Below are 23,720 nucleotides of genomic sequence, written 5' to 3' on the forward strand. Positions count from 1 at the left end.
GCATTACCGGAGTTGGAGGTGGGCACTCGCAGTGACTGCGATCGAAGTGTGCTTGAGCTTGCGAGCCATCTGGACATAGGCAACGCCCAGCCCGGCCACCGACCAATACACAATGGGGATGAACGTGATACTGCTGACCGTCACGATGGTCACCATGATCCCGGCCAGTGTCGCCAGGAGTGCGCGTCCGAGCCGGCGTCTTTCATCATCCTTGTCGGGGAACGAACGCATTGCCTTGCGGATACCCAGCAGAACCGTGACGAAAAAAGCCACGAACAGCGTCAACCCGACCAACCCGACCTGCAGCGCCACGTTGATGTAGGTGTTCACGATATCGATGATGCCCTGGCCCTGGATCATGGACTGCATTTCCGGCGTGCTGCGGAAGTCGAAAGCGCCGAACAAGGGGTTGCGCTGGATAACGATCATTGCGTTATCGAACAAACGTTGTCGGTACGTGATGTTCTCTACTTCGATGGTGCCGATGAACGGTAGCAGGTCCAGGAATTTTTGCCCGCCCGGTACGATGGCCAGCAAAGGAATAGCGAGCACGGCGGCGAGCGCCAGCAGCATCAAGCGTTTGGCAGCGCCGCGACCCGTGGCGATAAACGCTGTGATCATGACGACGGCGCCGATCCAGGGACCACGCGACAGCGGCGCGAACAGTCCGCCAGCCAGCAGGAGACCACCGAGCCGCCGCTGGAGCTTGCTGCGCACACCTTCCTGCAAAAACAGGTACAGGCCGAGGGCGACGCTGATGACAAACCCCAGCGCAATGGCCTGGCCAGTGGTGGCGCTCGCGCGCAATGAACCGCCACGGCTCAAGTACCCGGACATTTCCCATTGCATGCCCAGGGCGTCCGTCAGCGCGCTGTAGAGCAGCCAGCTGCGGGCAAATTCGAAGAGCCCGATAATGGACAGCACCATCGCGGCGAGGACAAACGCCAACAGGGCGTCCTTGAAGTCGCTGAGGTCTTTCAGGGCCCGGCTGGCGACGTAGTAAGGCAAAAAGACTTCGATGAACATGTAGGCCGTTTGGCGCAACGTGTCGGTGAGTGTCGTTTCGCGCAGCAACAGCAGGCTCGTCAGCACAAGGCCGGCGGTCAACAGTTTGTCAGGCCAGGTGCGCCCGAAAGGCAGCGTGTCCGATCGCCTGCGCAGCACGAAAAACGCGGGAAGCAAGACGCACAGGGACAGCAACCGGATATGGTTGAGATCAAAGAAATAGTTGATGACGCCCATGCCGGGAATCTGCGCCGACGCCGGCGGGACGAGAAACAGCAGCATGAAGAACAGTGCCATGGGATTGCGCTCGCGTTTCCGTGCGACCGTCAGCACCACAGCGGCAACCGCTGCATACACCCAGAAACTGTGCGCGAAAAAAACCAGCAGGGTCAAAACGAACCACAGATTGCGACGACGTGTGAAGTCGTTGTACGGAATCAGGTCCTTTGCCGGTCGACGGGCCAGGGTAAAAACGGTGCCGGCGAGGACCAGAATGACGATTAGCGCGCGTATGTGCTCAGGCATGAATTAATGCACTTATTGATTGGTGAGCGAAGCATAGTGGATTGCCTGATTGCGGCTATAGTAACGTTCGTGCAACTGATTCCGGGATTGATGTTATGCCTTCAATTGATTTATCGCCATCGTTGAGCCTGCGCAAGCGAGCGATATTCGCCGGGGCATGGAATATCGGAGCGCTTGTCACGTCTCAGGCCATGCGCCTGGGTGGCAACCTGATCATGGCTCGCCTGCTGATGCCGGAGATGTTCGGCATCATGGTCATCGCGACCACCGTTTCGGTGATCCTCCATTTGCTTTCCGATGTGGGCTTGCGCCAGAACATCATCCAGAGCCCGCGGGGTGACGATCCAGTATTTCTCAATACCGTGTGGACCGTGCAGATCGTGCGCGGTTTTGTCCTTTTTGCCTCAACGTTACTGATCGCGGGCTTTGCCTGGTTTGCGCAAGTCATCCATTTGTGGTCGCCCGAATCCACTTATGCGGCACCCGAGTTACCGCTGGTGTTGGCCTGCACGGGGTTGTCCGCGGTCATCTATGGTTTTCAGTCGACAAAAGTCGACGTGGCCGTTCGCGCATTCCAGCAAAAGAAAGTCGTGCTCGCCGAGTTTGCGTCCCAGATTGCCGGCCTGCTGGTGATGCTGGCTATCGGTTACTTCACCCGGTCTATCTGGTCGCTGGTGGGCGCGGGCCTGATCTCCGCGCTGGTCAGTACGCTTCTGGGACATTTCTGGTTTCAGGGTCCGCATAACCGTCTGCTCTGGGATCGTACCGCGCTCCAGGAACTGGTCGTCTTCGGCCGTTGGATATTGCTGTCATCGGCGGTAGGCGTACTGGCCATGAATGGCGACCGCATCTGGTTCGGCGGCAGCATGTCGGCTGCCGAACTGGGCGTCTACTCCATCGCCGTGCTGATTCTTGGGGCTATCACGCTCGGCGTGCAGAGGCTGGTTGGCGCCGTGGCGTTGCCCGCCTTCGGCGAGGCGGCAAGAACCAACGACACAGCGCGGCTCCGCTCTTTGTATGATCGCTTCAGACTGATTGTCGACATCGTCTTGCTGTTTATCACCGGACTGTTGTGGATCATCAGCCCACTGATCATTCACTGGTTATACGACGAGCGTTATGCCGAGGCCGGCGGCATGATGGCCGTGCTGTCACTCTCTTTCTTCACTTTGCGCTACGGCGTCGCGCATCAAGCCTGGCTGGCCTTGGGACTCACCAAGTATCAGGCCATGGATAACATCATTCGCGCCATCTCGTTATGGGTGTTGCTGCCGGTGTTGCTGGCGGTTGGCGGCGTGAAATATGCGATTTGGGGTGTTGCGCTGCATACGCTCCCTACACTTGTGCTAATTGTTTATGTGAACTGTCGTATAGGGCTGTTCAATCTCAAGCGGGAGCTGGTTGTCCTGCCAATGTTGCTGGTCGGGGTGTTGTGCGGGGAGTTGGTGCTGGGGCTCGCTGAATGGCTTTGATTTGATCTGAGTCACTGGCTGTTTCCAGCGCTTGGGGGAACGTCACCTTTCGGGGAGTGATGGGTTTGACGGGTCGCTGAAAATACAAACGCAATCTTAATGTCGTGGGGCTTTGAATCATGAATGAACTTGATTTGAATACCTCTGTGATGGGGCGCAGAGACTTCCTCCAGGCGTTTGCGGTGTTGAGTCTGGGGGGGATGACATTTGGATTGTCCTCGTTCCTTGTTCCGCCTTCTTCTGAAAAAAACGGGTTTGTCGTCGTTAACGGCTGGGTGTTGCCTGCCCAGTATTTTCGGCAAACGCGCACATGATCAAAGATTACCAATCGCAGAAAGAACTGCGCGATCACTATGACTTCTGCATCATCGGGGCCGGGCCGGCGGGCATCACGCTGGCGTTGCGTCTGGCCGGTGATGGCCGGCGCGTGCTGCTTGTCGAGGGCGGGGGGCACGAATATTCACCGTCCTCGCAAACCCTCTACAACTGCCCCTCGACAGGTCTGAATGTCTACGCTGAAGAAACACGCCTGCGGTTTCTCGGCGGCACGTCGAACCACTGGGCGGGGCGTTGCCGGCCCTTCGAAAAATCAGATTTCGACTGGGGCCCTCCGGTCAGCCTTCCTGGCTGGCCCATCAGATTTTCCGAGTTCGAACGCTATCTGCCAGCAGCCATGGCCATTGTGGATCTCCCGTCGGATTCCGGATTCAAGACGATCAATGCGTCCATGGACGGCAACGACTTTGTAGCGGATCGTTTCCTGCTGAGTCCGCCGACGCGATTTGCACAAAAATACGCCAAGGATCTTCAAGAGACCGAGGGGCTTGATGTCTTCATCAATTGCAACTGTGTCGATCTTGAATTTGATGACAAGACCGGCCGCATCGCCGCCATCGTTGTGTCCGATTACGACAGGCACCGAGAGCGAGTGAAGGCAAAACAGTTCATTCTGGCCACGGGCGCCATCGAGAATGCCAGGCAGCTGATGAACAGTGAGTCTTTGACAGCCGCCGGAGTCGTCAGCAAGGACGGTTTGGTCGGCAAATGTTTCATGGAACACCTGAACCTCGACCTGGGGACTTTCATCCTGGGGGAGGGGCAGAGTACAGAGCCTCGACAGTACTTCACGACCGATGCGTTTGTAGCGCAATATCAATCAGGCAAAGGAAATGTATCGGCATCGCTCCTGGCGCACGTGCAGGCCTATGGGCGAACGGCAGCCATCAAGGACTTTCTGGAGAACCTCGCCTGCGATGTAGGGTTGGCGCACAAGCTCGATTTCATTTCCCGCTTCAATTGTCCCGGGGATGGGGTGATCACCACGCTTATCGAACAATTTCCCAATCGAAACAGCGGCATCACGTTGCTTGATGAACGGGATGCATTGGGGGTGCGCAAGGTCAGCATCAATTGGGAAGTGGCACCCGAAGACAGGCGTACCATCAAGTGCATAGGGATGGAGGTGGCGAAGTGTTTTGCCGACACGGGGCTGGGCTTCGTCAAGCTGGAAGAGTGCGTGTATGACGTCTCTGTGCCATTAAAAGTGACGCCCCACGCTCATCATATGGGGACTACTCGGATGGCCTCGGCGCCTGAGTTCGGAGTGGTCGACGAGAACTGCAAAGTGTTCGGCATCGACAATCTTTACGTGGCGGGCAGCAGTGTCTTTGCTACAGCCGGTGCGAGCAATCCGACCATGCCTCTTTTACAACTTGCCCTGAGGCTGGCAGATCACCTGAATCGTCAAGCGGGCCCGGCGGGCAGATATTCCTGATACTACAATCAAAAAAACACAGGGTGTATCTGACTCTGACACGGATGAAAATCGCAGGATATGTGAGGCTGACAGGATGATAGGGCTGGCAAGACGTGCAGTAAGTTACTACGTCAATAAAACGGGGCGCGGACCCGGAATCTTCAAATGGTTTTGTAAACCTAACGGATACCAGTGGGCTAAGTATCTGGCGCGCTGGGGATCGCTGCATTCAGTCGGCACCGGTGTGTGGATCAATGTCGGATGCAACATCACTGACCCTTCGCTGGTCCGCCTGGGCAACAACGTCGGCTTATCGGATTGCACGCTGTTCGGGCACGACGGCGTCATCGGCATATTTGCCGAGCGTTTCAACGTAAAGCTCGATTCTGTCGGACCGGTCGACATCCGTGACAACTGTTTTGTCGGGCACGGTGCGATCATCATGCCGCGCGTGACCATAGGTCCGGATTCAATTGTCGCCGCAGGTGCCGTTGTCACGAAAGATGTTCCACCCGGGGTGGTAGTCGGGGGTAATCCGGCAAAGGTCATTTGTACGATCGAAGAGCTGATCAGAAAACTCGAGACGCGTTGCAACACCTATCCGTGGATGGACATGATCAGAGAACGCAAAGGCGCCTATGATCCAAGCGTGGAGCCGACGCTCATGGCCATGCGAGTGCAGTACTTTTTTGGCGAGCCACCAAAATGACCCGTACTCCCCTTGATGTACTGGTCGTCAACTACAACACGGCGACGCTGTTACAGCCGATGTTCGATGCATTGCGCCAGGCAAGCAGTGCGGATCCGACGCGCTATCTGGTCGTGGACAATGCCTCTGCCGATAATTCCCTGGAACGTCTGGAAAATGTTTGCCCAGAGGCATTGTTGCTGGCCAATGAAAACAATGTGGGCTTTGGCCGTGCCAACAATCAACTGGTTGAACACTTGCAGGGCAAGTACGCGTTGCTCATCAATACCGATGCCTTCGTTGCCGCCGACACCCTGAAAAAAACCCTCGACTACATGGAGGCGCATCCGGATTGCGGAGTCCTCGGCGTTCGGCTGGTTGGCCGGGAAGGCGATCTGCAACCCTCGTGTCGCTACTTTCCGACGCCGCTGAATGTCTTCCTCTCGCGCACCGGGCTTGAACGGTTTTTCCCGGTGGTGAAGAGGGTGGATGACATGGACTGGGATCACGCCTCGGTCCGTGAGTGCGACTGGGTACCGGGCTGCTATTACCTGATCCGCCGTGAAGTCATCGACCAGGTGGGCTTGTTCGATCCGCGCTACTTCCTCTATTACGAGGAGGTCGATCACTGCAAGCGCGTCAAGCAGGCTGGCTGGAAAGTGGTGTATTACCCCGACACCACGGTGGTGCATATCGGCGGTGAGAGTGCCAAGACGGTTGTCGAGCTCAATGCGGTCAGTCGACAGATACCCAAGATACAGATCGAAAGCGAACTGTTGTACTTCCGCAAGCACCACGGTCTGTTGGGGCTGGCTTGGCATATGTTCCTGGTTTGCCTGGGAGATCTGATTCTGGCGCTCAAGGCACTGCTGAAAGGCCGTGGCCGAGCCGCCATCGCAACGTGCTGGCAGCATACGCGCGCTACTTGGGCGCTGCTGCGAGAAACCCGATTCGCTACCCAACCCACACGGTAGGTCAATCAATGTTCGAGAATATACGCGCGGACTTGCGTGCCTATGGCGGTGATTGGGGTGCTCAGGGCCTCTGGGTGATGCTGGTTTATCGCTTCGGACGCTGGCGTTACGGGGTGCGCCCGGCACTGTTGCGCAAGCTGCTCTCCTTTATCTACAAAGTCCTCTACAAACTGGTGCAGATCCTCACGGGCATCGAGCTGCCCTGTGAAGTCGTGATCGGACGCAACTTTGTCATCGATCATTTCGGCGGGATCATTATCAGTGGGTATGCGCAGTTCGGCGATGATTGCCGGATCCGCAATGGCGTGGTCGTGGGCCTGAAGAATGTGAATGAGCCGATCGCCCCGGTGATCGGCAACAACGTTGATATCGGCACCGGGGCCAAGGTGCTGGGCAATATCCGCATTGGCAACAATGTCGTGATTGGTGCCAATGCCGTGGTGCTGACCGATGTACCGGATGACTCGGTGGCAGTGGGCGTACCCGCCATTATCAAGAGAAGGCAGTCGGCTGAAGCAACAGCATCCTCCCTGGACACTTCCGACTGCGACGCCAAGTGAACCCCATGGCGATCGGCATGGGGGTCGTTGTTATCGGTCGCAACGAGGGCCTGCGGCTTGAGCGCTGCCTGGTTTCGCTGGTGGGTGCGGCAGAGCAGGTGGTCTATGTCGACTCTGGATCAACGGACGATTCGGTGGAGATGGCAAAGGCGCTCGGGGTCGAGGTGGTCGAGCTGGATATGTCGATCCCGTTTACGGCGGCCCGCGCTCGCAATGAAGGATTTGCCCGCCTGCAACGTCTGCTGCCGGCGATGCGCTACGTACAATTTGTCGACGGTGATTGCGAGGTTGTCGAAGGCTGGTTGTCCCGGGCACAGGACTTTCTCGATACCCGGCCTGACGTGGCGGTGGTCTGTGGGCGGCGCCGCGAACGATTTCCACAGCGCTCGATTTACAACTTGTTGTGCGACCTCGAATGGGACACGCCGATAGGCGAGGCCAAGGCCTGTGGTGGCGATGCGTTGATGCGGGCGGATGCCTTCGCCGCAGCGTCGGGGTTTCGAGCGGACCTGATCGCCGGGGAAGAGCCCGAATTGTGTGTGCGCCTGCGGGCGAATGAATGGAAGGTCTGGCGTCTGGCCGAGGAAATGACTTTGCACGATGCGGCCATGACCCGCTTCGGCCAGTGGTGGCGGCGTACATTGCGCGGCGGACATGCCTTTGCCGAAGGTGCTTTTTTACATGGGGCTGCACCGGAGAAACATTGGCTGCGGGAGTCGCGTCGTGCCTGGTTCTGGGGCTTGGGCGTGCCACTGGCGACGGTGATCGCACTGTTGATGCTGGGCTGGTCAGGGCTGCTTCTGCTGCTGGTCTACCCGTTGCAAGTCGTGCGCCTGGCTCGTCGAGGCGGTAGATCAAAGCGCGAAAACTGGCTGCTGGCTTTATTCCTCGTGCTGGGAAAATTTCCCGAGATGCTCGGGCAAGCCAAGTTTCTTCTGAACAGATTCGGCACCGGCAAAACCGCGTTGATCGAATACAAGTGAGACGTCCATGAATAATTGGCTGCTATTGAAGAGCGTGTTTACCTTGCATGCGGGCTATTCGTTAAGAGCCTTGAAAAACAAGCTTAAATTATTGGTTTTGATTGGGAAGAACTGGTCGGGGCTCAATGTGTTTTTGGGGCGCATGTCGAATGCCCTGGGCAAGTCCGGTATTGAGAAGTTGGGGGCAGATTGTATCGGTGTCGTTCATTGGCCCTACATCAGTAAAAACTGGAGCGCTCAGGACCGATTGGATGTGCTGGCTTCGCATTACGAAGTCATCACAAAAAGCTGCCCGCAATTATTGCTTTCCGGGCGAAGCGAACGTCTGGTGTTGAGTGACTTGTCGGAATACTCCGCGGGTTGTTTCCTGGTGCTGGACCGTCCTACATGGTTCATGCGGGAAGGGGAGCTGGTACTGAATTTGTTTCAGGGGGATCTGCGCATCGCCTCCATCGCGTTCTCCTTGTGCCGCACGGACACTGAGTTGTGTATTTTTATCGGCGCCGTTCAAGGGATACACAAAGGCGTGGAGAGTGATCTGTCGTTGAGCATCTACAGGGACCTGACAAAAGATTTTGAAGGTCTGCGGCCAAGAAGCTTTCTGATCGAAGTGATCAAATACCTTGCCATCAACCTTGGCGTTGAAAAAATCTATGCGGTAGGGGATGGGTATCGCCACCATCGTCACCCGTATTTCGGTACTGAAAAGGCTCAGGATCTGGCGGCAAATTACGACGTGATCTGGCTGGAGCACGGCGCGACGCCTTCGCAGCGCGAGGACTTTTTCGAGATTCCCATGGAGCCGTCCAGAAAACCGCTCGACAGTATCGTCGCAAAAAAACGTGCCATGTACCGCCGACGCTATGAGCTTCTGGATGACACCTTCAGAAGGATAGACAGCGTGTTGTCAGCCAGTTACAGCAAGCGCCGTGACGTACCTGATCGCTGTACGACGGTGGAATCACCTGCAGCAATAACCCTCCGCAACGACAACTAAGCCTGGGTTCCTATGCGCATTGCTTATTTCATCAATCAGTACCCCAAGGTCAGCCATAGCTTCATTCGTCGCGAGATTCTGGCGGTGGAACGTCAGGGTTTTGAGGTGCAGCGTATCGCGCTGCGTGGCTGGGATGCCGAGTTGGTGGATGCCGAGGACGTGTCCGAGCGCGATAAAACCCGGTATATCTTGCAGGACGGAATAAAAGGGTTGTTGGGTCCCGCGCTGCAGGTATTGCGCGCCCAGCCACGCCGCTTCTTTTCGGCACTGTGGCTGGCGTTACGCATGGGCCGGCGTGCTGATCGCGCCTGGCCGTATCACCTGGTTTACCTGCTCGAAGCCTGTCGCCTGCTGACCTGGTTGCAGGCGTTCGGCGCGAGGCATGTGCATGCGCATTTCGGCACTAACTCCACCGAGGTGGTAATGCTGGCCAACGCGCTCGGCGGGCCAGCGTACAGTTTTACCGTGCACGGCCCGGAAGAGTTCGACAAACCGCAGTTCATTCATCTGGGCGAGAAAGTACGGCGCGCGGCGTTTGTCGCGGCCATCAGTTCTTATGGCCGCAGCCAGTTGTTTCGCTGGGTGGATCATTCGCACTGGGCAAAAGTAAAAGTGGTGTATTGCGGCCTGGAGCGGTCCTTTCACGATGTGACGCCGGTGGCGGTGCCTGCCGTGCCGCGTCTGGTTTGCGTCGGTCGCTTGTGTGAGCAAAAGGGTCAGTTGCTGTTGCTGGAGGCCGCGCGTCTGTTGGCCGCGCAAGCCGTGGAGTTCGAAATCGTACTGGCTGGCGATGGGGAAATGCGTGGGCAAATCGAGGCCCTGATTGCACAGTATGGCTTGCAGTCGAAGGTACGCATTACCGGCTGGATCAGCAGCGACCAGGTGCGTACGGAAATTCTTGCCGCGCGCGCCCTGGTACTGCCCAGCTTTGCCGAGGGCCTGCCGGTGGTCATCATGGAAGCCATGGCCTTGCGCCGGCCGGTGTTGACGACTTATGTGGCGGGCATTCCCGAGCTCGTGCGCCAGGGCGAGAACGGCTGGCTGTTTCCCGCCGGCGAAGTGGAGGCGCTGGCCGCGGCGATGGCGGACTGCCTCGCGCAACCTGTCGAGGTGTTGCAGCGGATGGGCGAAGCGGCCTGGCAGCGGGTGGTGGAACGCCACGATATCGATACCGAAGCAGCCAGGTTGGCTGATTTATTCAAGGCACAAGCATGATCACGTTACTGGGTTGGCTGTTCAGCGCACTGCTGGTGCTCATCGTCCCGCCGGTATTGGTGTTGTCTGCCCAGGTGTTGCTGGCCTGTCTGCCTGCGCGGTCACGTCCGTTGACGCCGGGACCGCGGCCGAGGGTGGCGGTGCTGGTGCCGGCGCACAATGAATCCTCACTCATCGTTGCGACGCTGGACAGCATCCGGCCGCAGCTGCGGGAAGGCGATCGCCTGTTGGTGGTGGCGGACAATTGTTCTGACGACACCGCAGCGCTGGCCCGCGCCGCGGGTGCCGAGGTGGTGGAACGTCGCAACGAACAGCAGCGTGGCAAGGGGTATGCGCTGGACTTTGGGGTGCGCCATCTGGCGATCGACGCGCCGGACGTCATGATCATTGTCGATGCCGACTCCCTGGTGAGTGAAGGCTCGATCGAGCGTCTCGCCGTGTGTTGCATCAACTCGGGGCGGCCAGCGCAGGCACTGTATCTAATGCATGCTCCAGCGGGTTCCGGGTTGAAAGTGCAGCTTGCCGAGTTCGCCTGGTGTGTGAAAAACCGAGTGCGGCCGCAAGGTTGGGCACGGCTTGGCTTGCCTTGTTCATTAATGGGCTCGGGCATGGCTTTCGTCTGGAAGGACCTGGCTTTGGTCGATCTCGCCAGCGGCCATATCGTCGAAGATCTGAAGATGGGCCTGGATTTTTGTCGAAGCGGCAAGCCGCCTTTGTTTTGTCCCGATGGGCTGGTCACCAGTTATTTTCCGCGCAGTGACGAAGGCTTGAGTATCCAGCGTAAGCGTTGGGAACACGGTCATCTGGGGGTCATCCTGGGGGATGCGCCAAAGTTGATGGTAGAGGCGATCACCCGGCGTAACGGGAGCCTGTTAGCGATGACGCTGGATTTGCTGGTGCCTCCGCTGGCCTTGCTGACGTTGGTTCTGGCCGCAGCCTTTATCCTCTCATGGCTGGTGTTTTTGCTGGGCGGAGCATTGGCGCCCGCATTGATCGCTTCGCTGGGGATGGCTCTGTTGGGAGGGACTGTCCTGCTGGCGTGGAGTCGCTTCGGTCGGGGGATCATCGCTTTTTCGACACTGTTGTATGCGCCGTTCTACGCGTTAAAAAAAATCCCCCTGTACATTGGCTTTATTCTGAAGCGTCAGGTTGAGTGGGTGCGGTCGAAGAGGGACGATAATTAATGCACGCTTTGTCCTGGCAACACCGTTGGCAAACGATTACCCGAAAACTCAGGGTGGTCAGCGATGTTGATGATGAGCAACGATTGATTGAGGTGTTGTCCAGACCTGAAGGGACGACCGTGCTCGGATTCGCCAATGCCCATGCCATGAACCTGGTGGCAGCCAATACCGATTACCATAGCGCGCTGCTCTCGGCGGATGTGCTGCTGCGCGATGGCTCCGGCCTGGCCATCCTGTTTCGTCGCCTCGGACTGGAGCCGGGACTGAATATGAACGGCACCGATTTCATCCCCAAACTGCTGGCCGCGTACAAGGGCCGGCGTGTGGCTTTCTGGGGGACTGAAGAGCCTTTTCTGACCCATGCCGTGCGGCACAGCGAAGCGCAATTTGCGGTCAATGTTGTCTCTGCGCATCATGGCTTCGCGCCAGTGGATACCTACATCAACCTTGCCCGGGAGTTTCAGCCGGAACTGGTTGTGCTGGGGATGGGCATGCCCAAGCAAGAAGCCGTTGCTGCCAGGCTGGCCGACAGCGGCGTGCCCTGTCTTGTCGTGTGCGGCGGGGCGATCCTGGACTTTCTTGGCGGCAAGGTGACTCGCGCTCCGCAATGGGTGCGTCGTATCGGTTGCGAATGGGTGTTCAGACTCATCACGGAGCCAAAGCGACTCTTCCGTCGTTACGTGATGGGCAACCCGCTGTTTCTACTGCGTACTTTGATCTTCAGGCAAGCCTGACTCAACAGGTCTTTTGATACCTGGCTCAAGCTTTTCCGGCGCCATAAAAACAGCGTCTGAAATATCTTGCAAAACTTCGGCGTTACACCTTTACTCATGTTGAAGTTTCGACTTGGCGGGTGTGCTTGAGGTTGTTTGCTTCATTAAGATTGGCGTCAACAAAATGTTGTCGAACAATCTTGAGTTCCAGGGAAGGAGTGGCGAGTTTTTCGCAAGAAGAAGGGTGGCAGGCTCAAAGTGGATGACGGATTGTATCGAGATTGTAATAACCGACCGTTTTGAACAATGTGCTCAGTTGTCGCGCTTTCATTTCAAGTCTTTGGTTTATTGATTTGAAACTAAAATGGCCCTTCCTTGAATTGTGCTAATAACCAAATGAAAGAATATATAGCAGAACCCATGCGTCGCTTATTAACTCCTTCAATGCGATTTGAGCTAAGGAAAGCTGTCGCCTGGCTGCGGGATATTCTCGGACGAGCCTGTTTTTGGCGCTGGGAAATTGTCAGGTTCAAACTGCGGGAAGACAGCCTCTACGACATACTTTATGTGGGCAGGAAAACACAGCGGGAGTTTGTGAAGGTTTTACTGGGCGTTCAATCTCAAGGGGTTGATGGGCCGTTGAAGCTGGGCAAGTCAGACCGGACAGTGGTGGTCAGCGAAATGCCGACCCCGGGGGCCTTATACGTGCCTCAGTACTTGAGTGCTGTCGTGCCGCTGAGCAGGTCAATCGACGAGATCACCGCGAGATACAACACCGAGCTGCGTCGGAACCTGCGCAAGAATCGTCTGCGTTACCGCATGAAGCAAGCGTTGAACGATGACGAGATTGAAATCGCCGATCGGGAAATGCTTCAACCTTATGCCGCGGCCCGGCATGGTTCGGCCGCCTCACAAATTGAAGCACAGGAAGTTCATCGGGTGGCAAAAGTTGCCGGGCGACTCGATCTGGTGCTGCTGGAAGACGAGGTTGTTGCATGCCATCTTGGCTGCGTAGTCACCCGGGCAGGTAAGCGTTATTGGAGTACCGTGCGCTTCGGTTACCCCGATGTAGTGTTTTCGGATACAAAGAAATTACGTGAAGTTAACTCCATTACCACTTTCATGGCGCTGGAATGGGCGATTGAAAATGGTTTTGACTATTACGATATTGGAACTTGCCTGGCACGCCCGGACGACGGGCTTCTGGAATGGAAAAGAAGACGCGGTGGCGATGTCGATACGCTGGGTAACCACGGTTATTTGTTTGTTCAACTGCCCAAGGCAGGTGCAGCTCAGTTTCTCTGGGAGGCGCCGTTATTTGCGGTTGAGGGTAAAAACCTGACACTTCATCTTGGGTTGCCGGACGGGCCGAGTGATGAAGAAGTTGCCAGCCGATATCGCGAGATGGGATTTGGTGGTCTTTCGACAATATATATCCATTGTTCCAGAGTGCCGGGAGAAGCGCTTCTCGACACCTTGCGCAGTCGTTACGCTCATTTGAAGTTGCCCCCTGTCCTGGAAATTGTTGTATCCACCTGAACAAGTTGTTGCCTTTAAAAAGCCGGTTTTAACCAAGAACGCTTGTTGCTGTTTATCCATATCTGGATGGGGTGGCTATGTCTCAATTTAATGCATTGACGAGTGGCGGCCAATCGAAATGGAGCTTCGCGGCGTATAAGCACCTTTTCAACACGCGTGTCACTCGGACGCCGTCGCTGGCCCTTCAGAGTCAGGCCGTGAAAACCTGGGACATTGCCCCGGGCGAAATCGCGATGGCTCCGCCCGCGTTCTACCTGCCCGATCAACTGGAGCGTATGACGGGTTGGGCCGAGGCGCTTTTTTATCCTCATGAGCATCCTCGACGCACAATGGAAGGTATCGGTCGTGTTGAACATAGTCCGACCCGAGGCTACTTGCTGAAGGATGTCTGGTTGATCGATGGCACGCTCTACAAAGGCAATGCCAAATCATGGTTGACCCCGGGTGCTGGCCGGTTACCGGGCATTCGCGTAGAAAACGAAATCGATCGCGGCGCGTTGTATTGCACTGCGGGGGGAAACAAATGGTTTGGCACCTGGCTGATGGATGATTGTTTGACCTATCGATTAGCCTGCGACGAAGGTGTCCCGGTGACCACGGCACCCTTTGCCGATAATGTTTCCATTGCCAGGAACGGCATACTTCATGCCCCCGGTTACGAGAACTGGCTGGACATGAGGCCCGTTCGCTTACGTAATGCTTTTTTCCGTGAACTCGTGATCTTTGACGATCTGAGCCAAAACCGAAACAAGCACCTGCGTTTCCGGGCGATGGGTGAAAAATTGCTGTCGCACGTCAACGTCAGCGCTCATCCGGGCGTGTTCATCCTGCGAGGCGGCAAGGGTGAGCTGCGATTGCTGCGCAATGAGAGGGAACTGGCAGAGCGCCTGCGTGACCGCAGAGGCTTTCGCATTCTCGACCCGGCGACATCCGATGTTCCAACCATTGTCGCGGCCTGTGCCGGGGCAAGAACCGTGATAGGGATCGAGGGGAGCCAGCTTATCCATGGGGTCAATGTGCTTCCCCCGGGCGGCTCGCTGCTCGTTTTGCAGCCGCCTGATCGTTTCGTCTGTTTCTTCAAATACCTGACCGATCGTGACCGGCAGAACTTTGGCTTTGTGGTCGGCACGCCCGCGGGCACCGGTTTCACCATTGACCCCGATGAAGTGGAGCGCACGCTGGATCTCTTTCCGTCATCGTACGGCGAGGCTTAATCCTCGCCTTTACGCGTGACCGGCTAGTAGGCTTGTTTGCCGGAGAAGGCCGATACCGTCCGTAAAAGAATGATGAAGTCCAGCCAGAGCGACCAGTTGTTGATGTACTCGATGTCTGAGTCAACCCGCCGAATCATTTGTTCTATATCTTTCGTTTCACCGCGAAGGCCGCGCACCTGAGCCAGGCCGGTGATGCCCGGTTTAATGTTGTGGCGCGCAAAGTAGCCCGAGACATCGGGCGAGTACTGCACGTCGTGCTGGATCGCGTGCGGACGAGGGCCTACCAGCGACATTTCCCCCATCAACACGTTGAACAACTGCGGTAGTTCATCCAGGCTGGTTTTCCGAATAAAGGCGCCGACCCTCGTCACGCGTGGATCATTCTTTTGTGCCTGCTTGACGGTGCCGTCCGACGCTTGATGGACCACCATGCTTCTGAACTTCCAGATCCGGAAAACTTCGCCACTCCACCCCATGCGTTGTTGACGAAAGAACACAGGGCCGGGGTTATCGATCTTGATCGCAAGGGCGACGATCGCCAGCACGGGCGCCGCAAAAAGCAGGATGAGAAAAGCTCCGACCTTGTCTTCGAGATTCTTCAGAAACAGCCGCATACCCATCAGCGGCGTTTCGGACAAGGTCAGCACGGGAATGCCGGCAATCTCGCGAACGCTGTGGTTGATCAACTTCAAGGCGAAAATGTCAGGCACCCAGTTAACCCTGACGTGTTTGTCGAACAGGCTTAAATAGACCTTCTGGATAACTTCGGAGCCGCCCACAGGGGTCACAAAATAGACGGTACGAATGGCGTGTTTGACAACCAACTCATCAAGATCGGAGATATTGCCCAGTATCGACAGACGAGTTGCGCCTTCCTGGCCTTCCTTTCCCCAGTCATCGTCCGCGCCAATCAACACACAGCCGACGATGCGTTCACCGAGCCAGGGGTTATTGCTGATTTTCTTGTGGAGGTAGCTCGCCAGTTCCCCCGAGCCAATGATCAGCGAATTTTCCAGTTGCGTCGGGTGAGCCAGAAACCGCTTCTGCATTTCCCGTGTGGCGAGGTGCAAAAACAACTGGGCAAAGTAGCCAAGAACAAATAACTCCCCAACCAACAGCCGCGAATACCGTTCGCTTGTTTTGGTCAGAAAAGCCATGGCCACGAGAAAACCAAAGGTCGCGGTCCACGCTTTCAGAAGCTTGAAGGCTTTGACGGTAAAACCGACATTGCTGCGGTAAATGGCGTAGTGGTCGTACACCACCGCCAATGCCCCCAGCAGGAGCAGGAGCAGGATGACGTAATCCTGGGAAATGAAGCCGATATGATAATTGATCAAAAACCACGCGACACCGGTTACCGCAACGCAATCGAGACCGGCCTGAATGACGATACTGGTGCTGCTTCTTCGCTGGAGAACGGAACGCGTACTGTTGGGCTCAAAAATCATTTTCAGACCTCATTTGCTTTCCCTTGCGCTCGATATGACAGGATTCAGGTCAAACAGCCCTCGCTTGAGAGCCTCAGCGCCACCGACAAGTTACTCATGCTTGTGACAGGTCTCCACCCTAAAATGTGTAAATCTGGTGAGACGAAGTCGGGTGCTATCACTTTAGCACCACTGTGCAAACATTCACTGAATCACTGCTGTTTCATACAACAATCAAGGCAAAAAATGAAGTTGGGCAGGAGGGGCCGAGCAAACACGGGGGGACGCCTCCGCGGTGTCTACCGCAGGCTTGTCTGATCAGCAATCTTGGGGACGGTAACTCGCGCGGGACAGACGTCTCGCAGGGCAGGGCTCAAGCGGCAGGGCGGGAACCGGGGTCCCCGTTTTCATCGTGGCGGTCCGGTTACACCGTTGTCAGTTATTCATCCCGTCTTCAATGGCGATGCCTTGCGCACGCATCTGCTGGATCAGTTCGGCGCGGGTGCCGGGAAGGTTGAGCATGGTTTTTGCGCGTAGGGCCGCCACTTCTTCCGCGCTGTAAGGTTGATAATCCGCAGGTGTGCTTTTGCCGGCCATGCCGTCTGCACGCATGAGCCAGTTCAGCAAGTCGGCCAGCTGCGCGTTGTCCAGCGCGGACTGCGACATGCCGGGAACACGCACGAGAAACTCGCGCCCGCCCGGCACCTTGAGAAAGTTGCCGACAAATCCCGCCATCCGCGGTGTGTCATTGGCGGGGGAGCCCATGCCGTTGCCGAGGTGGCAACCGGCGCATTGCAATTGGTAATTCACGCCAACGCTGTAGCCGGCCTGGGCAATCGGTTTCTGCAGCGCTTCATTACCCGGCGCATGACGCTGCGCCGGGTCGGGGATGGCTCTGGCGTGTACGAGCGGGGCAGCCATGACGCAGGCAAGACCGAGGAATAGCAACTTACGCATGACAGACACCTTGTGCTGATGGCCGGTAACCGCAAATAAAAAAAACGACAAACCCAAAAAAAAACCGCCGATTGCGCGAACAATCGACGGCAACTGCGCGTTAAACCGCCACGCCACGAATGATCGAAACGGTGCAGTGGTAGATGTGCGATTTGGCGGCCAGGCACCAGTTCACATCGTTGTTGTTGAACGGGCGATAGGCCGGTTCTTCACTGTCGTTACGGGTGCAGGCGCACTGGGCGCAGCTCTGTTTACCGCAGCAGTCGTTGTACGAAATGATGTAGTCCTTGCCGTCGGCCGGGTTGCGGCACGTGCCGATCCAGGTGACTTGCGACGCTTCGGTGCCCGGCGGGCAGGACGTCACCGACCCCCCGCAGCAGCTGCACAGAAAACCGTCGATCGAGCAGTAGCGCCAGTAGTCGCAACTGTTCGGATCACCCGGGTCACCGGCCTTCGGGTTGTCCGCGGCCAGGGCTTTGCTGGTGCGGTCCAGCGGCAACAGCAGGGGCAGCGCGGCGCCCGCGACCATCAGGGAGCCCATGCGCGCCAGCAGTTTGCGACGCGAGGTGGTGTCGGCCACTCGACGGGTCGAGCGCTCGAATAACAGATCCAGCAGTTTCATAAAAGTCTCCCTGCCTTAATCAGTGGCTATGGCCGTGGCTGTGATCGTGAGCGTGCGGCTGGCTGTTCAGGTATTCCTGCAGCGTGGCGCTTTTCAGGTGTTCGACTTCGAACAGGCTGTCCAGGTGCTCGCGGGAGTTGACCAGGCCTTTGGCGCGCAAGGTGCCGGTCTTGTCGATCAGGGCGGCGTACGGCAGCTTGCCGATCTGATAGGTCATGCCGACTTCCGGCCCGACCACATAAGTGGCGTCTTCCAGTTTGTGTTCGCGGATCAGCGCTTGCTGGGCGTCCATGTCACCATCGCTGATGAACACCACGTCGAGGCGATTCGCCTGTTCCCTGGCAATCGACTTGATCGCCGGCAGCAGGGATTTGCAGATCGGGCAGGTCGGCGAAAGGAAAAACAGCAGTTGGGATTTTTCACCGGCATAGCCGAAGTTGACCGGGCGACCGTGACGGTCGGAAGCCGTGACTTGCGGCGCGGCTTCGTTGACTGCCACGCCTTTGTCGACCATCAGCGCACCGGCCGGGGCCAGACGCCCGTGCAGCACACCAATCTGCCGGACCAGGCCCATGACGACAAACGCCACGGCCACCAGCAGTACCCAGAGCAGAACGTTGGAAACGATTAAGCCTTCCATTGATCACCTACCAATCAGTTTGAGCAGAAGAGGGGAGTTCGCCAGCAAGCCGTCGGCTGCGGCGTAAATCAGCAGCGCGACGGCGCTGGCGGCGACAGTGACGAAGCCGTCGAAAAAACCAAGGTCACGGGCGACCGGCGACACGCTGGCCAGCAGCGCCAGGACCACCAGCGCGCTGTTGCGCAACAGCAGAACCGGACGCAATGGCTGCGCCTGGTCCGGGCCGGCACAACCGCAGTCGATGTCGCCGCGACCGCGCCACAGGTTGATGCCGATGGCCGCGGCGTAGAGCGCGATCAGGCTGGCAGCACTGAGCGCCGCCCACGAACGGCAGGCCGGCACCAGCAGCGCAAAGGCAATCGCCAGTTCAATCACTGGAATGACTCGGGCGACAGGGCGCACGATCGCGCCAGGCAGCAGTTGGTAGTCGCCCAGTTGCCTGGCAAAACGTGCCGGTGCACGTAACTTGTGCGTCGCGGCACTGGCCAGCAACACCGCAATCGCGAGCGCGCTGGCAATGATGAAGATCGGATCGATATACATGGCCGAACCTCGTTTAGTAGCTCATGACCTGAGTCGCGGTTTTGGCGACTTTCGGCATGCTGCCAGTGAGCGTGTTGGTCTTGAGGTCGAAAATCTGCAAGCCGCCTTCAACGTCCGTGCCGAGCAGCAGCGGCTTGTCGTCGCCGGTGGCTTGCATGCTCCAGACCGGTACCGGTGCTTCCAGCGTCGCCACCTTCTTGTGGGTTTTCAGATCAAACGCCCAGATCAGCGGGCTCGGGTCTTCCCACTTCATCGGTTCGTGAGCGTCGTGCATCAGCACGTACAAACGGTTCAGCTTTGGCGCGACGGCCATCAGCTGCCAGCCACCGGGCGCCCATCCGGCTTTCTTTTCCTCGTCGCTGGTCAGTGACCACGCCGGCAGGATTTTCGGTGCATCGGCAGAGAAATCCACCGGGCGCACCGTGCCCGTCGTGGTGGTGAAGTAATAGGTGTCGCCGATGTTCACCGCGCGCTCATTGAGCTTCTCAGCATTGGGGTCGAAGAACGGCGTGCGGCTGCGCGCGGTTTCCTGGCCCTGATCGTTGAGCGTGATCACCTGCAGGCTGCCATCGCCGCACAGCGAGGCGAAGCGGCGGTTGCCGATCGGGTAGTTGAGTACGCAACCCGGAATCGCCAGTTCAGCGGCGACGGACTTGGCCTGGGTGTCGACCACGGTCACTGAAGTCGACGGCGTGAAGTTGTAGACGTAGACGAAGCGGTCATCGCCGCTGGTCTTCAAGCCGTAGCGCTGGGTCAGCGACTCGGCGCGCTTGGTCGGAATCAACAGCTCCCAGGCCGGCGACAGGGTCGAGCTGTCCCATGCGGTCAACACATCCGTGCGTGTGCCACGGGTGCCGCGTGAGTAAAAGATGTCGGCGCTGTAGAGGGTTTTCTGATCGTGGCTGAGCGTCGAAGGCGCCGCAAAACCGGTGGGTACCATGCCGAGGACGCGTTTTTTGTCGGGGTCGACCACGGTGACGCGGCCGGCCACGAAGCTTTCGAATTCGACGTCGACGATGAACGCGCGATGGACTTCCGGTGGAAATGCCAGAACGGTCTGGCCGATCGTGTCAGCGGGCAGATCCGCGCTGGCATTGTTCAAACCCAGTACCAGCAGGCTGAGACTCAGCGCTGACTGTACGGTGATCCTGGTGGCTCGCATTAGGGGGAACTCCCTGAATTATTGTTCACGCAAATCGCGGGTGCATTGGCAGATTTTTGCAGTTCGATTCTGCCTCGCCGGCCGAGGGGGTGAATTGCTGTGGCTGCCAAGTGTTTGTGTGTCTGTGCCAGTCTCAAGAAGCACATTTCGAAATCGCAGAAACTGCCGATCAACTGGGCGCGGGAGTCGGGTGAAAAACCTGTGGCAAGGGGGTAAACCCCTCGCCACAGGTTTTGTGCTTGTCTCAGGTTTTGGTCGTAGCGAGTCTTCGAGTGTCAGGCGGGAGTGGCGAGGGGAAGGGAGAAGGTGAACACGGCGCCGCAGGGCTCAAGGTTTTGCGCCCAGATATCGCCACGGTGGCGGCCGATGATGTTTTTGCACAGCGCCAGGCCGATGCCGTTGCCGCTGACCTTGGAGGAGAAGAAGCCGTCGAAGAGCTTCTCTTGCGCCTGGGCCTGAATGCCGCGACCGCAGTCTTCGATGCGCACCAGCGCCAGGTGGTTCTCGGCGCTGGCCTGAATCCGCAACACCCGTCGTTCGACCGGCAAGTCGTTCATCTCTTCAATCGCGTTGAACGCCAGATTGAGAATGACCTGACCGATCAGCACTTTTTCGCAGCTCACCATCAGCGGCACCGGGCTGGCGACAATGTCGACGCGGACCTGACTCGGGTCGGCGCGCAGGCTGATGAAGTAACGGGTTTCGCGCAGCAACGCATTGAGGTCGATCAGCTCTTCGCTTTGCTCCAGCTTGACCACGTAATCGCGCACGCTCTTGATGATCAGCGACGCATGCTCGATTTGCCGCACGGCGTTTTGCAAGCCCCAGGCGACGCCCTGATCGGTGGCTTGCTCTTTGTTCAGGCGAATCATCGCGCCTTCGATGAAGTTGCGGGTGGCGGCCAGCGGCTGGCTCAGCTCATGGGCTATCGCCACGGCCATTTCGCCCATGGCGTTGTAGCGGGCCAGGTACTCGAGTTTTTGCTCGCTGACGCGCCGCGCTTCTTCGGCGCGCACTTGCTCGGTGACGTCGCGAAACAACAGCAGATGGCCAACCAGATCGTCTTCGATTTCGATAAAACGACAGGTCGCTTCATGCCAGCGCCACTCACCGTCGCGGCGCTGCACGTGGTAATGCACGCTGAACGGTGCGTGTTCCGGTGTTTCGCTGGCCAACTGTTGCAACAGGCGCTGGCGTGACTCCTCGTCGCACCAGGACAGGAAATTTTCGCCGATCAGCGCGTGCTCTTCGCTGTTGAGCAAATGGGCGCCGGAGTCGCTGATAAAACGGATATCTCCCTCAGGACCAAGCACCGCAACACCTTCGGCCAGGTCCTGCATGAACGCCTTGAGCCGACTCTCGAAACGCTTGAGGTCGCGCTTGACCTTGTCTTCCCTGGAAATGTCGCGGAATTGCACCATCAACACATCGCGCCCTTCCAGATGCACCAGTGTGGCGACCGCCTCGGACAGAATTTCAACCCCCTGCTTGGAGCGATAACACCACTCGATGGCGCGCTGGCCCGTGCGCGCGGCGCCTTCGAGCCAGCGCAAACCCACCGAGCGCCGGTACTTCGGCGCATCGCGGGTCATGTCCGGGGCTTTGAGCGGCGTCAGTTCTTCCAGGGTGAAACCGAGCGCGCTCAGGGCGGCGGCGTTGGCCCAGAGAATCTCCTTGCTCTGTGCGTCGTGAAGAATGATGCACAACGGCATGGCTTCGATGAGGGTGAAAAAGTCGTGCGGTTTTGGCAGGTACATCGCGCAGCCCAGAGGAACCGGTGAAAGGGAAGTATGGCGTTTTATACCGTCTTGCGCGTGGGGATGCGCTCAGAAGTAACCGGGGGCGGGCTAGGGGATTTCTTTAGCCAAGTGGCTACACGCACCAATAGTGGCGACCCGATGCGGTTTTTACACTGAGCCCATCAACGGTCGCCACGCCGCCAGGCAGGCTCCGACCAATAACAATTAAACGGAGAGAAGCCCATGCTGCGTTCAGCTGTCGCGGAGAAAGACCCTCTGCCAGGCGTCGACGAGAACACCGTCCACAGCCAGGCCTTTGAGCAGGTGCTGGAGGAAGTGCGCCAGCGTCGTGAGGAATTCGACACCGGCTCCCACGTGCCGAGGGACATGATCGAACGCTTCAAGCAGGTGGGCATCTACCGTGCCGCCACGCCGAAATGCTTTGGCGGTGACGCCCTGGCGCCGGCGCTGTTCCTGCGAATGATCGAACGCATTTCCGAAGCCGACGGCTCGGCCGGCTGGGTGGCCAGCTTCGGCAGTGCGGGTGTTTATCTCGCCGCATTGCCGCCAGAAACCCTCGCTGAAATTTACTCTAAAAGTCCTGACCTGGTGTTCGCCGGCGGCTTGTTTCCGCTGCAACCCGCCGAAACCGTCGAGGGCGGCTGGCAGGTCAGCGGCACCTGGAAATTCGCCAGCGGCTGCAAGGGCGCTGACCTGCTCGGCGTGGGTATTGGCGCTGCCGGCGGCAAACCACGCACCGCGGTCTTGCGCGCCGATCAAGTCGACATCGTCGAAAACTGGGACGTGGTCGGCCTCAAAGGCACTGGCAGCCACGATTTACGCGTCACCGACCAACGCGTCGATGAACGCTGGACCTTCATCCGTGGCGGCGCTTCGACCATCGACGAGCCGCTGTTCCGCTACCCCTCGATTGCCTACGCCGCGCAAGTGCTGGCCGTGGTCAACCTCGGCCTGGCCCGCGCCGCGCTCGATGAAGTCAGCCGCATGGCGGCCGGCAGCGGCATCACCGGCGCGCCGAAAATGGCCGACCGTGCCTACGTGCGCATCGAGATCGCCAAGGCCGAAGCGCGTTTGGCCGCCGCGCGCGGTTTCTTCTACGGCGCCACCGAGCAGGTGTGGCATTCGATCCTTGCCGGCAACCCGGTTACCGCCGAACAAACCAGCCTGTTGCGCCTCAGCGCGATCCACGTTTCCCAGGCCGGAGCGGCCGTGGTGCAGAGCGCTTACAGCCTCGCCGGCACCACCGCGATTTACCTGCGCCATCCGCTGCAGCGCTACCTGCGCGATTCGATGGTGGTCACCCAACACGCGTTCCTCAGCGAAGGCCTGTACGACGGCGCCGGCTCGGTGTTCCTCGGCGTGCCGCCATTCCCTGGCTACATCTGAACCCATTATTCAAAGGATCAACCCCCATGTCCCAGACCACCCAAGAACCTCTGCGCGTCGTCTTTTGCATCGGTATCACCCAGAATTTTTTTGACCTGCCCACCGGCGAAGGCCTGAGCGTGTGGAAGGGTTTCAGCCAGATGATGGGCTCCCTCGGCGCCATGCCCGGGATTACCGTTCTCGGCGCGATGGACGATGACCGGCTGATGGTCGGCCCGTCCACCACCTCACCGTGGACCGTCTACATCATGGCCGACGTCGACTGCCACCAGTCGGTGATCGACGCCTGCAACCTGTTTCGCACCACACCGGTGAACGAATACAGCCTGTGGCGTTACGCCAAGGTAGAAGCGCGCATCGGTCGCCCGCTGACCATTCCAGATGCGGCCAGGGTGTAA

The 23,720-nt window shown here is 58.1% G+C and carries 23 protein-coding genes; 15 read left to right on the forward strand and 8 right to left on the reverse strand.

The annotated features are described in order from the left end of the window. Nucleotides 1–3: 3 nt before the first annotated feature. On the reverse strand, nt 4–1,530 hold the full coding sequence (locus B723_RS18105) for an O-antigen ligase family protein (RefSeq protein ID WP_017338057.1): 1,527 nt from the start codon (nt 1,528–1,530) through the stop codon (nt 4–6). 95 nt (nt 1,531–1,625) lie between these two features. On the opposite strand from B723_RS18105, the gene B723_RS18110 reads away from it, so the two are divergent. The 13 genes from B723_RS18110 to B723_RS18170 all read left to right on the forward strand — a co-directional run bounded on the left by B723_RS18110 (nt 1,626) and on the right by B723_RS18170 (nt 14,825). Then, entirely contained in the window at nt 1,626–3,002 is a 1,377-nt protein-coding gene (locus tag B723_RS18110; RefSeq protein WP_031318735.1) for an oligosaccharide flippase family protein, read from the forward strand. 119 nt (nt 3,003–3,121) lie between these two features. Then, on the forward strand, nt 3,122–3,316 hold the full coding sequence (locus tag B723_RS32350; protein WP_080995132.1) for a hypothetical protein: 195 nt from the start codon (nt 3,122–3,124) through the stop codon (nt 3,314–3,316). Further along, nucleotides 3,313–4,776: a GMC oxidoreductase gene (locus B723_RS18115; RefSeq protein WP_017338059.1), complete on the forward strand. Its 1,464-nt coding sequence runs from the start codon at nt 3,313–3,315 to the stop codon at nt 4,774–4,776. Before B723_RS32350 ends, B723_RS18115 begins: the two co-directional genes overlap by 4 nt. A 76-nt stretch (nt 4,777–4,852) precedes the next feature. Next, the gene (locus B723_RS18120; RefSeq protein ID WP_031318737.1) at nt 4,853–5,467 is read left to right on the forward strand and encodes an acyltransferase; all 615 of its coding nucleotides are present in this window, start codon (nt 4,853–4,855) and stop codon (nt 5,465–5,467) included. Further along, entirely contained in the window at nt 5,464–6,420 is a 957-nt protein-coding gene (locus B723_RS18125; protein ID WP_017338061.1) for a glycosyltransferase family 2 protein, read from the forward strand. The genes B723_RS18120 and B723_RS18125 overlap by 4 nt, the downstream gene beginning before the upstream one ends. Nucleotides 6,421–6,428: 8 nt before the next feature. Beyond that, nucleotides 6,429–6,980, forward strand: coding sequence for a serine O-acetyltransferase (locus tag B723_RS18130; RefSeq protein WP_017338062.1), 552 nt, complete (start codon nt 6,429–6,431; stop codon nt 6,978–6,980). Nucleotides 6,981–6,985: 5 nt separating this feature from the next. Continuing rightward, on the forward strand, nt 6,986–7,963 hold the full coding sequence (locus B723_RS18135; protein ID WP_017338063.1) for a glycosyltransferase family 2 protein: 978 nt from the start codon (nt 6,986–6,988) through the stop codon (nt 7,961–7,963). A gap of 7 nt (nt 7,964–7,970) precedes the next feature. Further along, entirely contained in the window at nt 7,971–8,960 is a 990-nt protein-coding gene (locus B723_RS18140) for a DUF535 family protein (protein WP_017338064.1), read from the forward strand. Nucleotides 8,961–8,972: 12 nt separating this feature from the next. Beyond that, a complete protein-coding gene (locus B723_RS18145) occupies nt 8,973–10,175 on the forward strand; it encodes a glycosyltransferase family 4 protein (protein WP_017338065.1) in 1,203 nt (400 codons plus the stop codon). After that, nucleotides 10,172–11,359, forward strand: coding sequence for a glycosyltransferase family 2 protein (locus B723_RS18150; protein WP_017338066.1), 1,188 nt, complete (start codon nt 10,172–10,174; stop codon nt 11,357–11,359). The genes B723_RS18145 and B723_RS18150 overlap by 4 nt, the downstream gene beginning before the upstream one ends. Further along, nucleotides 11,359–12,093 carry a WecB/TagA/CpsF family glycosyltransferase gene (locus tag B723_RS18155; RefSeq protein ID WP_017338067.1) on the forward strand — a complete coding sequence of 245 codons (735 nt, stop codon included), beginning with the start codon at nt 11,359–11,361 and terminating at the stop codon, nt 12,091–12,093. The genes B723_RS18150 and B723_RS18155 overlap by 1 nt, the downstream gene beginning before the upstream one ends. Before the next feature lie 375 nt (nt 12,094–12,468). Continuing rightward, entirely contained in the window at nt 12,469–13,611 is a 1,143-nt protein-coding gene (locus tag B723_RS18165) for a hypothetical protein (protein ID WP_031318739.1), read from the forward strand. 77 nt (nt 13,612–13,688) lie between these two features. Further along, a complete protein-coding gene (locus B723_RS18170; RefSeq protein ID WP_017338070.1) occupies nt 13,689–14,825 on the forward strand; it encodes a glycosyltransferase 61 family protein in 1,137 nt (378 codons plus the stop codon). Nucleotides 14,826–14,848: 23 nt separating this feature from the next. On the opposite strand, the gene B723_RS18175 is transcribed toward B723_RS18170, so the two are convergent. The 7 genes from B723_RS18175 to B723_RS18205 form a co-directional block, all read right to left on the reverse strand. After that, on the reverse strand, nt 14,849–16,273 hold the full coding sequence (locus B723_RS18175; protein WP_017338071.1) for an undecaprenyl-phosphate glucose phosphotransferase: 1,425 nt from the start codon (nt 16,271–16,273) through the stop codon (nt 14,849–14,851). A gap of 414 nt (nt 16,274–16,687) precedes the next feature. Further along, the gene (locus B723_RS18180) at nt 16,688–17,209 is read right to left on the reverse strand and encodes a hypothetical protein (RefSeq protein WP_031318741.1); all 522 of its coding nucleotides are present in this window, start codon (nt 17,207–17,209) and stop codon (nt 16,688–16,690) included. A gap of 100 nt (nt 17,210–17,309) precedes the next feature. Then, complete coding sequence (locus B723_RS18185) at nt 17,310–17,831, reverse strand: methylamine dehydrogenase light chain (protein ID WP_008079640.1); 522 nt, start codon at nt 17,829–17,831, stop codon at nt 17,310–17,312. A 19-nt stretch (nt 17,832–17,850) separates the two neighbouring features. After that, a complete protein-coding gene (gene mauD, locus B723_RS18190; protein ID WP_017338073.1) occupies nt 17,851–18,471 on the reverse strand; it encodes a methylamine dehydrogenase accessory protein MauD in 621 nt (206 codons plus the stop codon). 3 nt (nt 18,472–18,474) lie between these two features. Continuing rightward, nucleotides 18,475–19,014: a MauE/DoxX family redox-associated membrane protein gene (locus B723_RS18195; RefSeq protein ID WP_017338074.1), complete on the reverse strand. Its 540-nt coding sequence runs from the start codon at nt 19,012–19,014 to the stop codon at nt 18,475–18,477. A 13-nt stretch (nt 19,015–19,027) separates the two neighbouring features. Beyond that, nucleotides 19,028–20,176: an amine dehydrogenase large subunit gene (locus B723_RS18200; protein WP_017338075.1), complete on the reverse strand. Its 1,149-nt coding sequence runs from the start codon at nt 20,174–20,176 to the stop codon at nt 19,028–19,030. A 275-nt stretch (nt 20,177–20,451) separates the two neighbouring features. Beyond that, a complete protein-coding gene (locus tag B723_RS18205; protein WP_017338076.1) occupies nt 20,452–21,933 on the reverse strand; it encodes a PAS domain-containing sensor histidine kinase in 1,482 nt (493 codons plus the stop codon). A gap of 225 nt (nt 21,934–22,158) precedes the next feature. On the opposite strand from B723_RS18205, the gene B723_RS18210 reads away from it, so the two are divergent. Next, entirely contained in the window at nt 22,159–23,322 is a 1,164-nt protein-coding gene (locus tag B723_RS18210) for an acyl-CoA dehydrogenase family protein (protein ID WP_017338077.1), read from the forward strand. Between the two features lie 26 nt (nt 23,323–23,348). Next, complete coding sequence (locus B723_RS18215; protein WP_008033901.1) at nt 23,349–23,720, forward strand: hypothetical protein; 372 nt, start codon at nt 23,349–23,351, stop codon at nt 23,718–23,720.

It is taken from the genome of Pseudomonas fluorescens NCIMB 11764, from assembly GCF_000293885.2.
Classification (GTDB): domain Bacteria; phylum Pseudomonadota; class Gammaproteobacteria; order Pseudomonadales; family Pseudomonadaceae; genus Aquipseudomonas; species Aquipseudomonas fluorescens_B.

Excerpts from the sequence above, each read along its gene's own strand:
- B723_RS18155 (WP_017338067.1), top strand. The coding sequence starts at position 11,359 with ATGCACGCTTTGTCCTGGCAACACCGTTGGCAAACGATTACCCGAAAA.
- B723_RS18175 (WP_017338071.1), bottom strand. The coding sequence starts at position 16,273 with ATGATTTTTGAGCCCAACAGTACGCGTTCCGTTCTCCAGCGAAGAAGC.
- mauD (WP_017338073.1), bottom strand. The coding sequence starts at position 18,471 with ATGGAAGGCTTAATCGTTTCCAACGTTCTGCTCTGGGTACTGCTGGTG.
- B723_RS18195 (WP_017338074.1), bottom strand. The coding sequence starts at position 19,014 with ATGTATATCGATCCGATCTTCATCATTGCCAGCGCGCTCGCGATTGCG.
- B723_RS18115 (WP_017338059.1), top strand. The coding sequence starts at position 3,313 with ATGATCAAAGATTACCAATCGCAGAAAGAACTGCGCGATCACTATGAC.
- B723_RS18200 (WP_017338075.1), bottom strand. The coding sequence starts at position 20,176 with ATGCGAGCCACCAGGATCACCGTACAGTCAGCGCTGAGTCTCAGCCTG.
- B723_RS18170 (WP_017338070.1), top strand. The coding sequence starts at position 13,689 with ATGTCTCAATTTAATGCATTGACGAGTGGCGGCCAATCGAAATGGAGC.
- B723_RS18165 (WP_031318739.1), top strand. The coding sequence starts at position 12,469 with ATGAAAGAATATATAGCAGAACCCATGCGTCGCTTATTAACTCCTTCA.
- B723_RS18125 (WP_017338061.1), top strand. The coding sequence starts at position 5,464 with ATGACCCGTACTCCCCTTGATGTACTGGTCGTCAACTACAACACGGCG.
- B723_RS18185 (WP_008079640.1), bottom strand. The coding sequence starts at position 17,831 with ATGAAACTGCTGGATCTGTTATTCGAGCGCTCGACCCGTCGAGTGGCC.
- B723_RS18205 (WP_017338076.1), bottom strand. The coding sequence starts at position 21,933 with ATGTACCTGCCAAAACCGCACGACTTTTTCACCCTCATCGAAGCCATG.
- B723_RS18215 (WP_008033901.1), top strand. The coding sequence starts at position 23,349 with ATGTCCCAGACCACCCAAGAACCTCTGCGCGTCGTCTTTTGCATCGGT.
- B723_RS18105 (WP_017338057.1), bottom strand. The coding sequence starts at position 1,530 with ATGCCTGAGCACATACGCGCGCTAATCGTCATTCTGGTCCTCGCCGGC.
- B723_RS18145 (WP_017338065.1), top strand. The coding sequence starts at position 8,973 with ATGCGCATTGCTTATTTCATCAATCAGTACCCCAAGGTCAGCCATAGC.
- B723_RS32350 (WP_080995132.1), top strand. The coding sequence starts at position 3,122 with ATGAATGAACTTGATTTGAATACCTCTGTGATGGGGCGCAGAGACTTC.
- B723_RS18135 (WP_017338063.1), top strand. The coding sequence starts at position 6,986 with ATGGCGATCGGCATGGGGGTCGTTGTTATCGGTCGCAACGAGGGCCTG.
- B723_RS18120 (WP_031318737.1), top strand. The coding sequence starts at position 4,853 with ATGATAGGGCTGGCAAGACGTGCAGTAAGTTACTACGTCAATAAAACG.
- B723_RS18210 (WP_017338077.1), top strand. The coding sequence starts at position 22,159 with ATGCTGCGTTCAGCTGTCGCGGAGAAAGACCCTCTGCCAGGCGTCGAC.
- B723_RS18130 (WP_017338062.1), top strand. The coding sequence starts at position 6,429 with ATGTTCGAGAATATACGCGCGGACTTGCGTGCCTATGGCGGTGATTGG.
- B723_RS18110 (WP_031318735.1), top strand. The coding sequence starts at position 1,626 with ATGCCTTCAATTGATTTATCGCCATCGTTGAGCCTGCGCAAGCGAGCG.
- B723_RS18180 (WP_031318741.1), bottom strand. The coding sequence starts at position 17,209 with ATGCGTAAGTTGCTATTCCTCGGTCTTGCCTGCGTCATGGCTGCCCCG.
- B723_RS18150 (WP_017338066.1), top strand. The coding sequence starts at position 10,172 with ATGATCACGTTACTGGGTTGGCTGTTCAGCGCACTGCTGGTGCTCATC.
- B723_RS18140 (WP_017338064.1), top strand. The coding sequence starts at position 7,971 with ATGAATAATTGGCTGCTATTGAAGAGCGTGTTTACCTTGCATGCGGGC.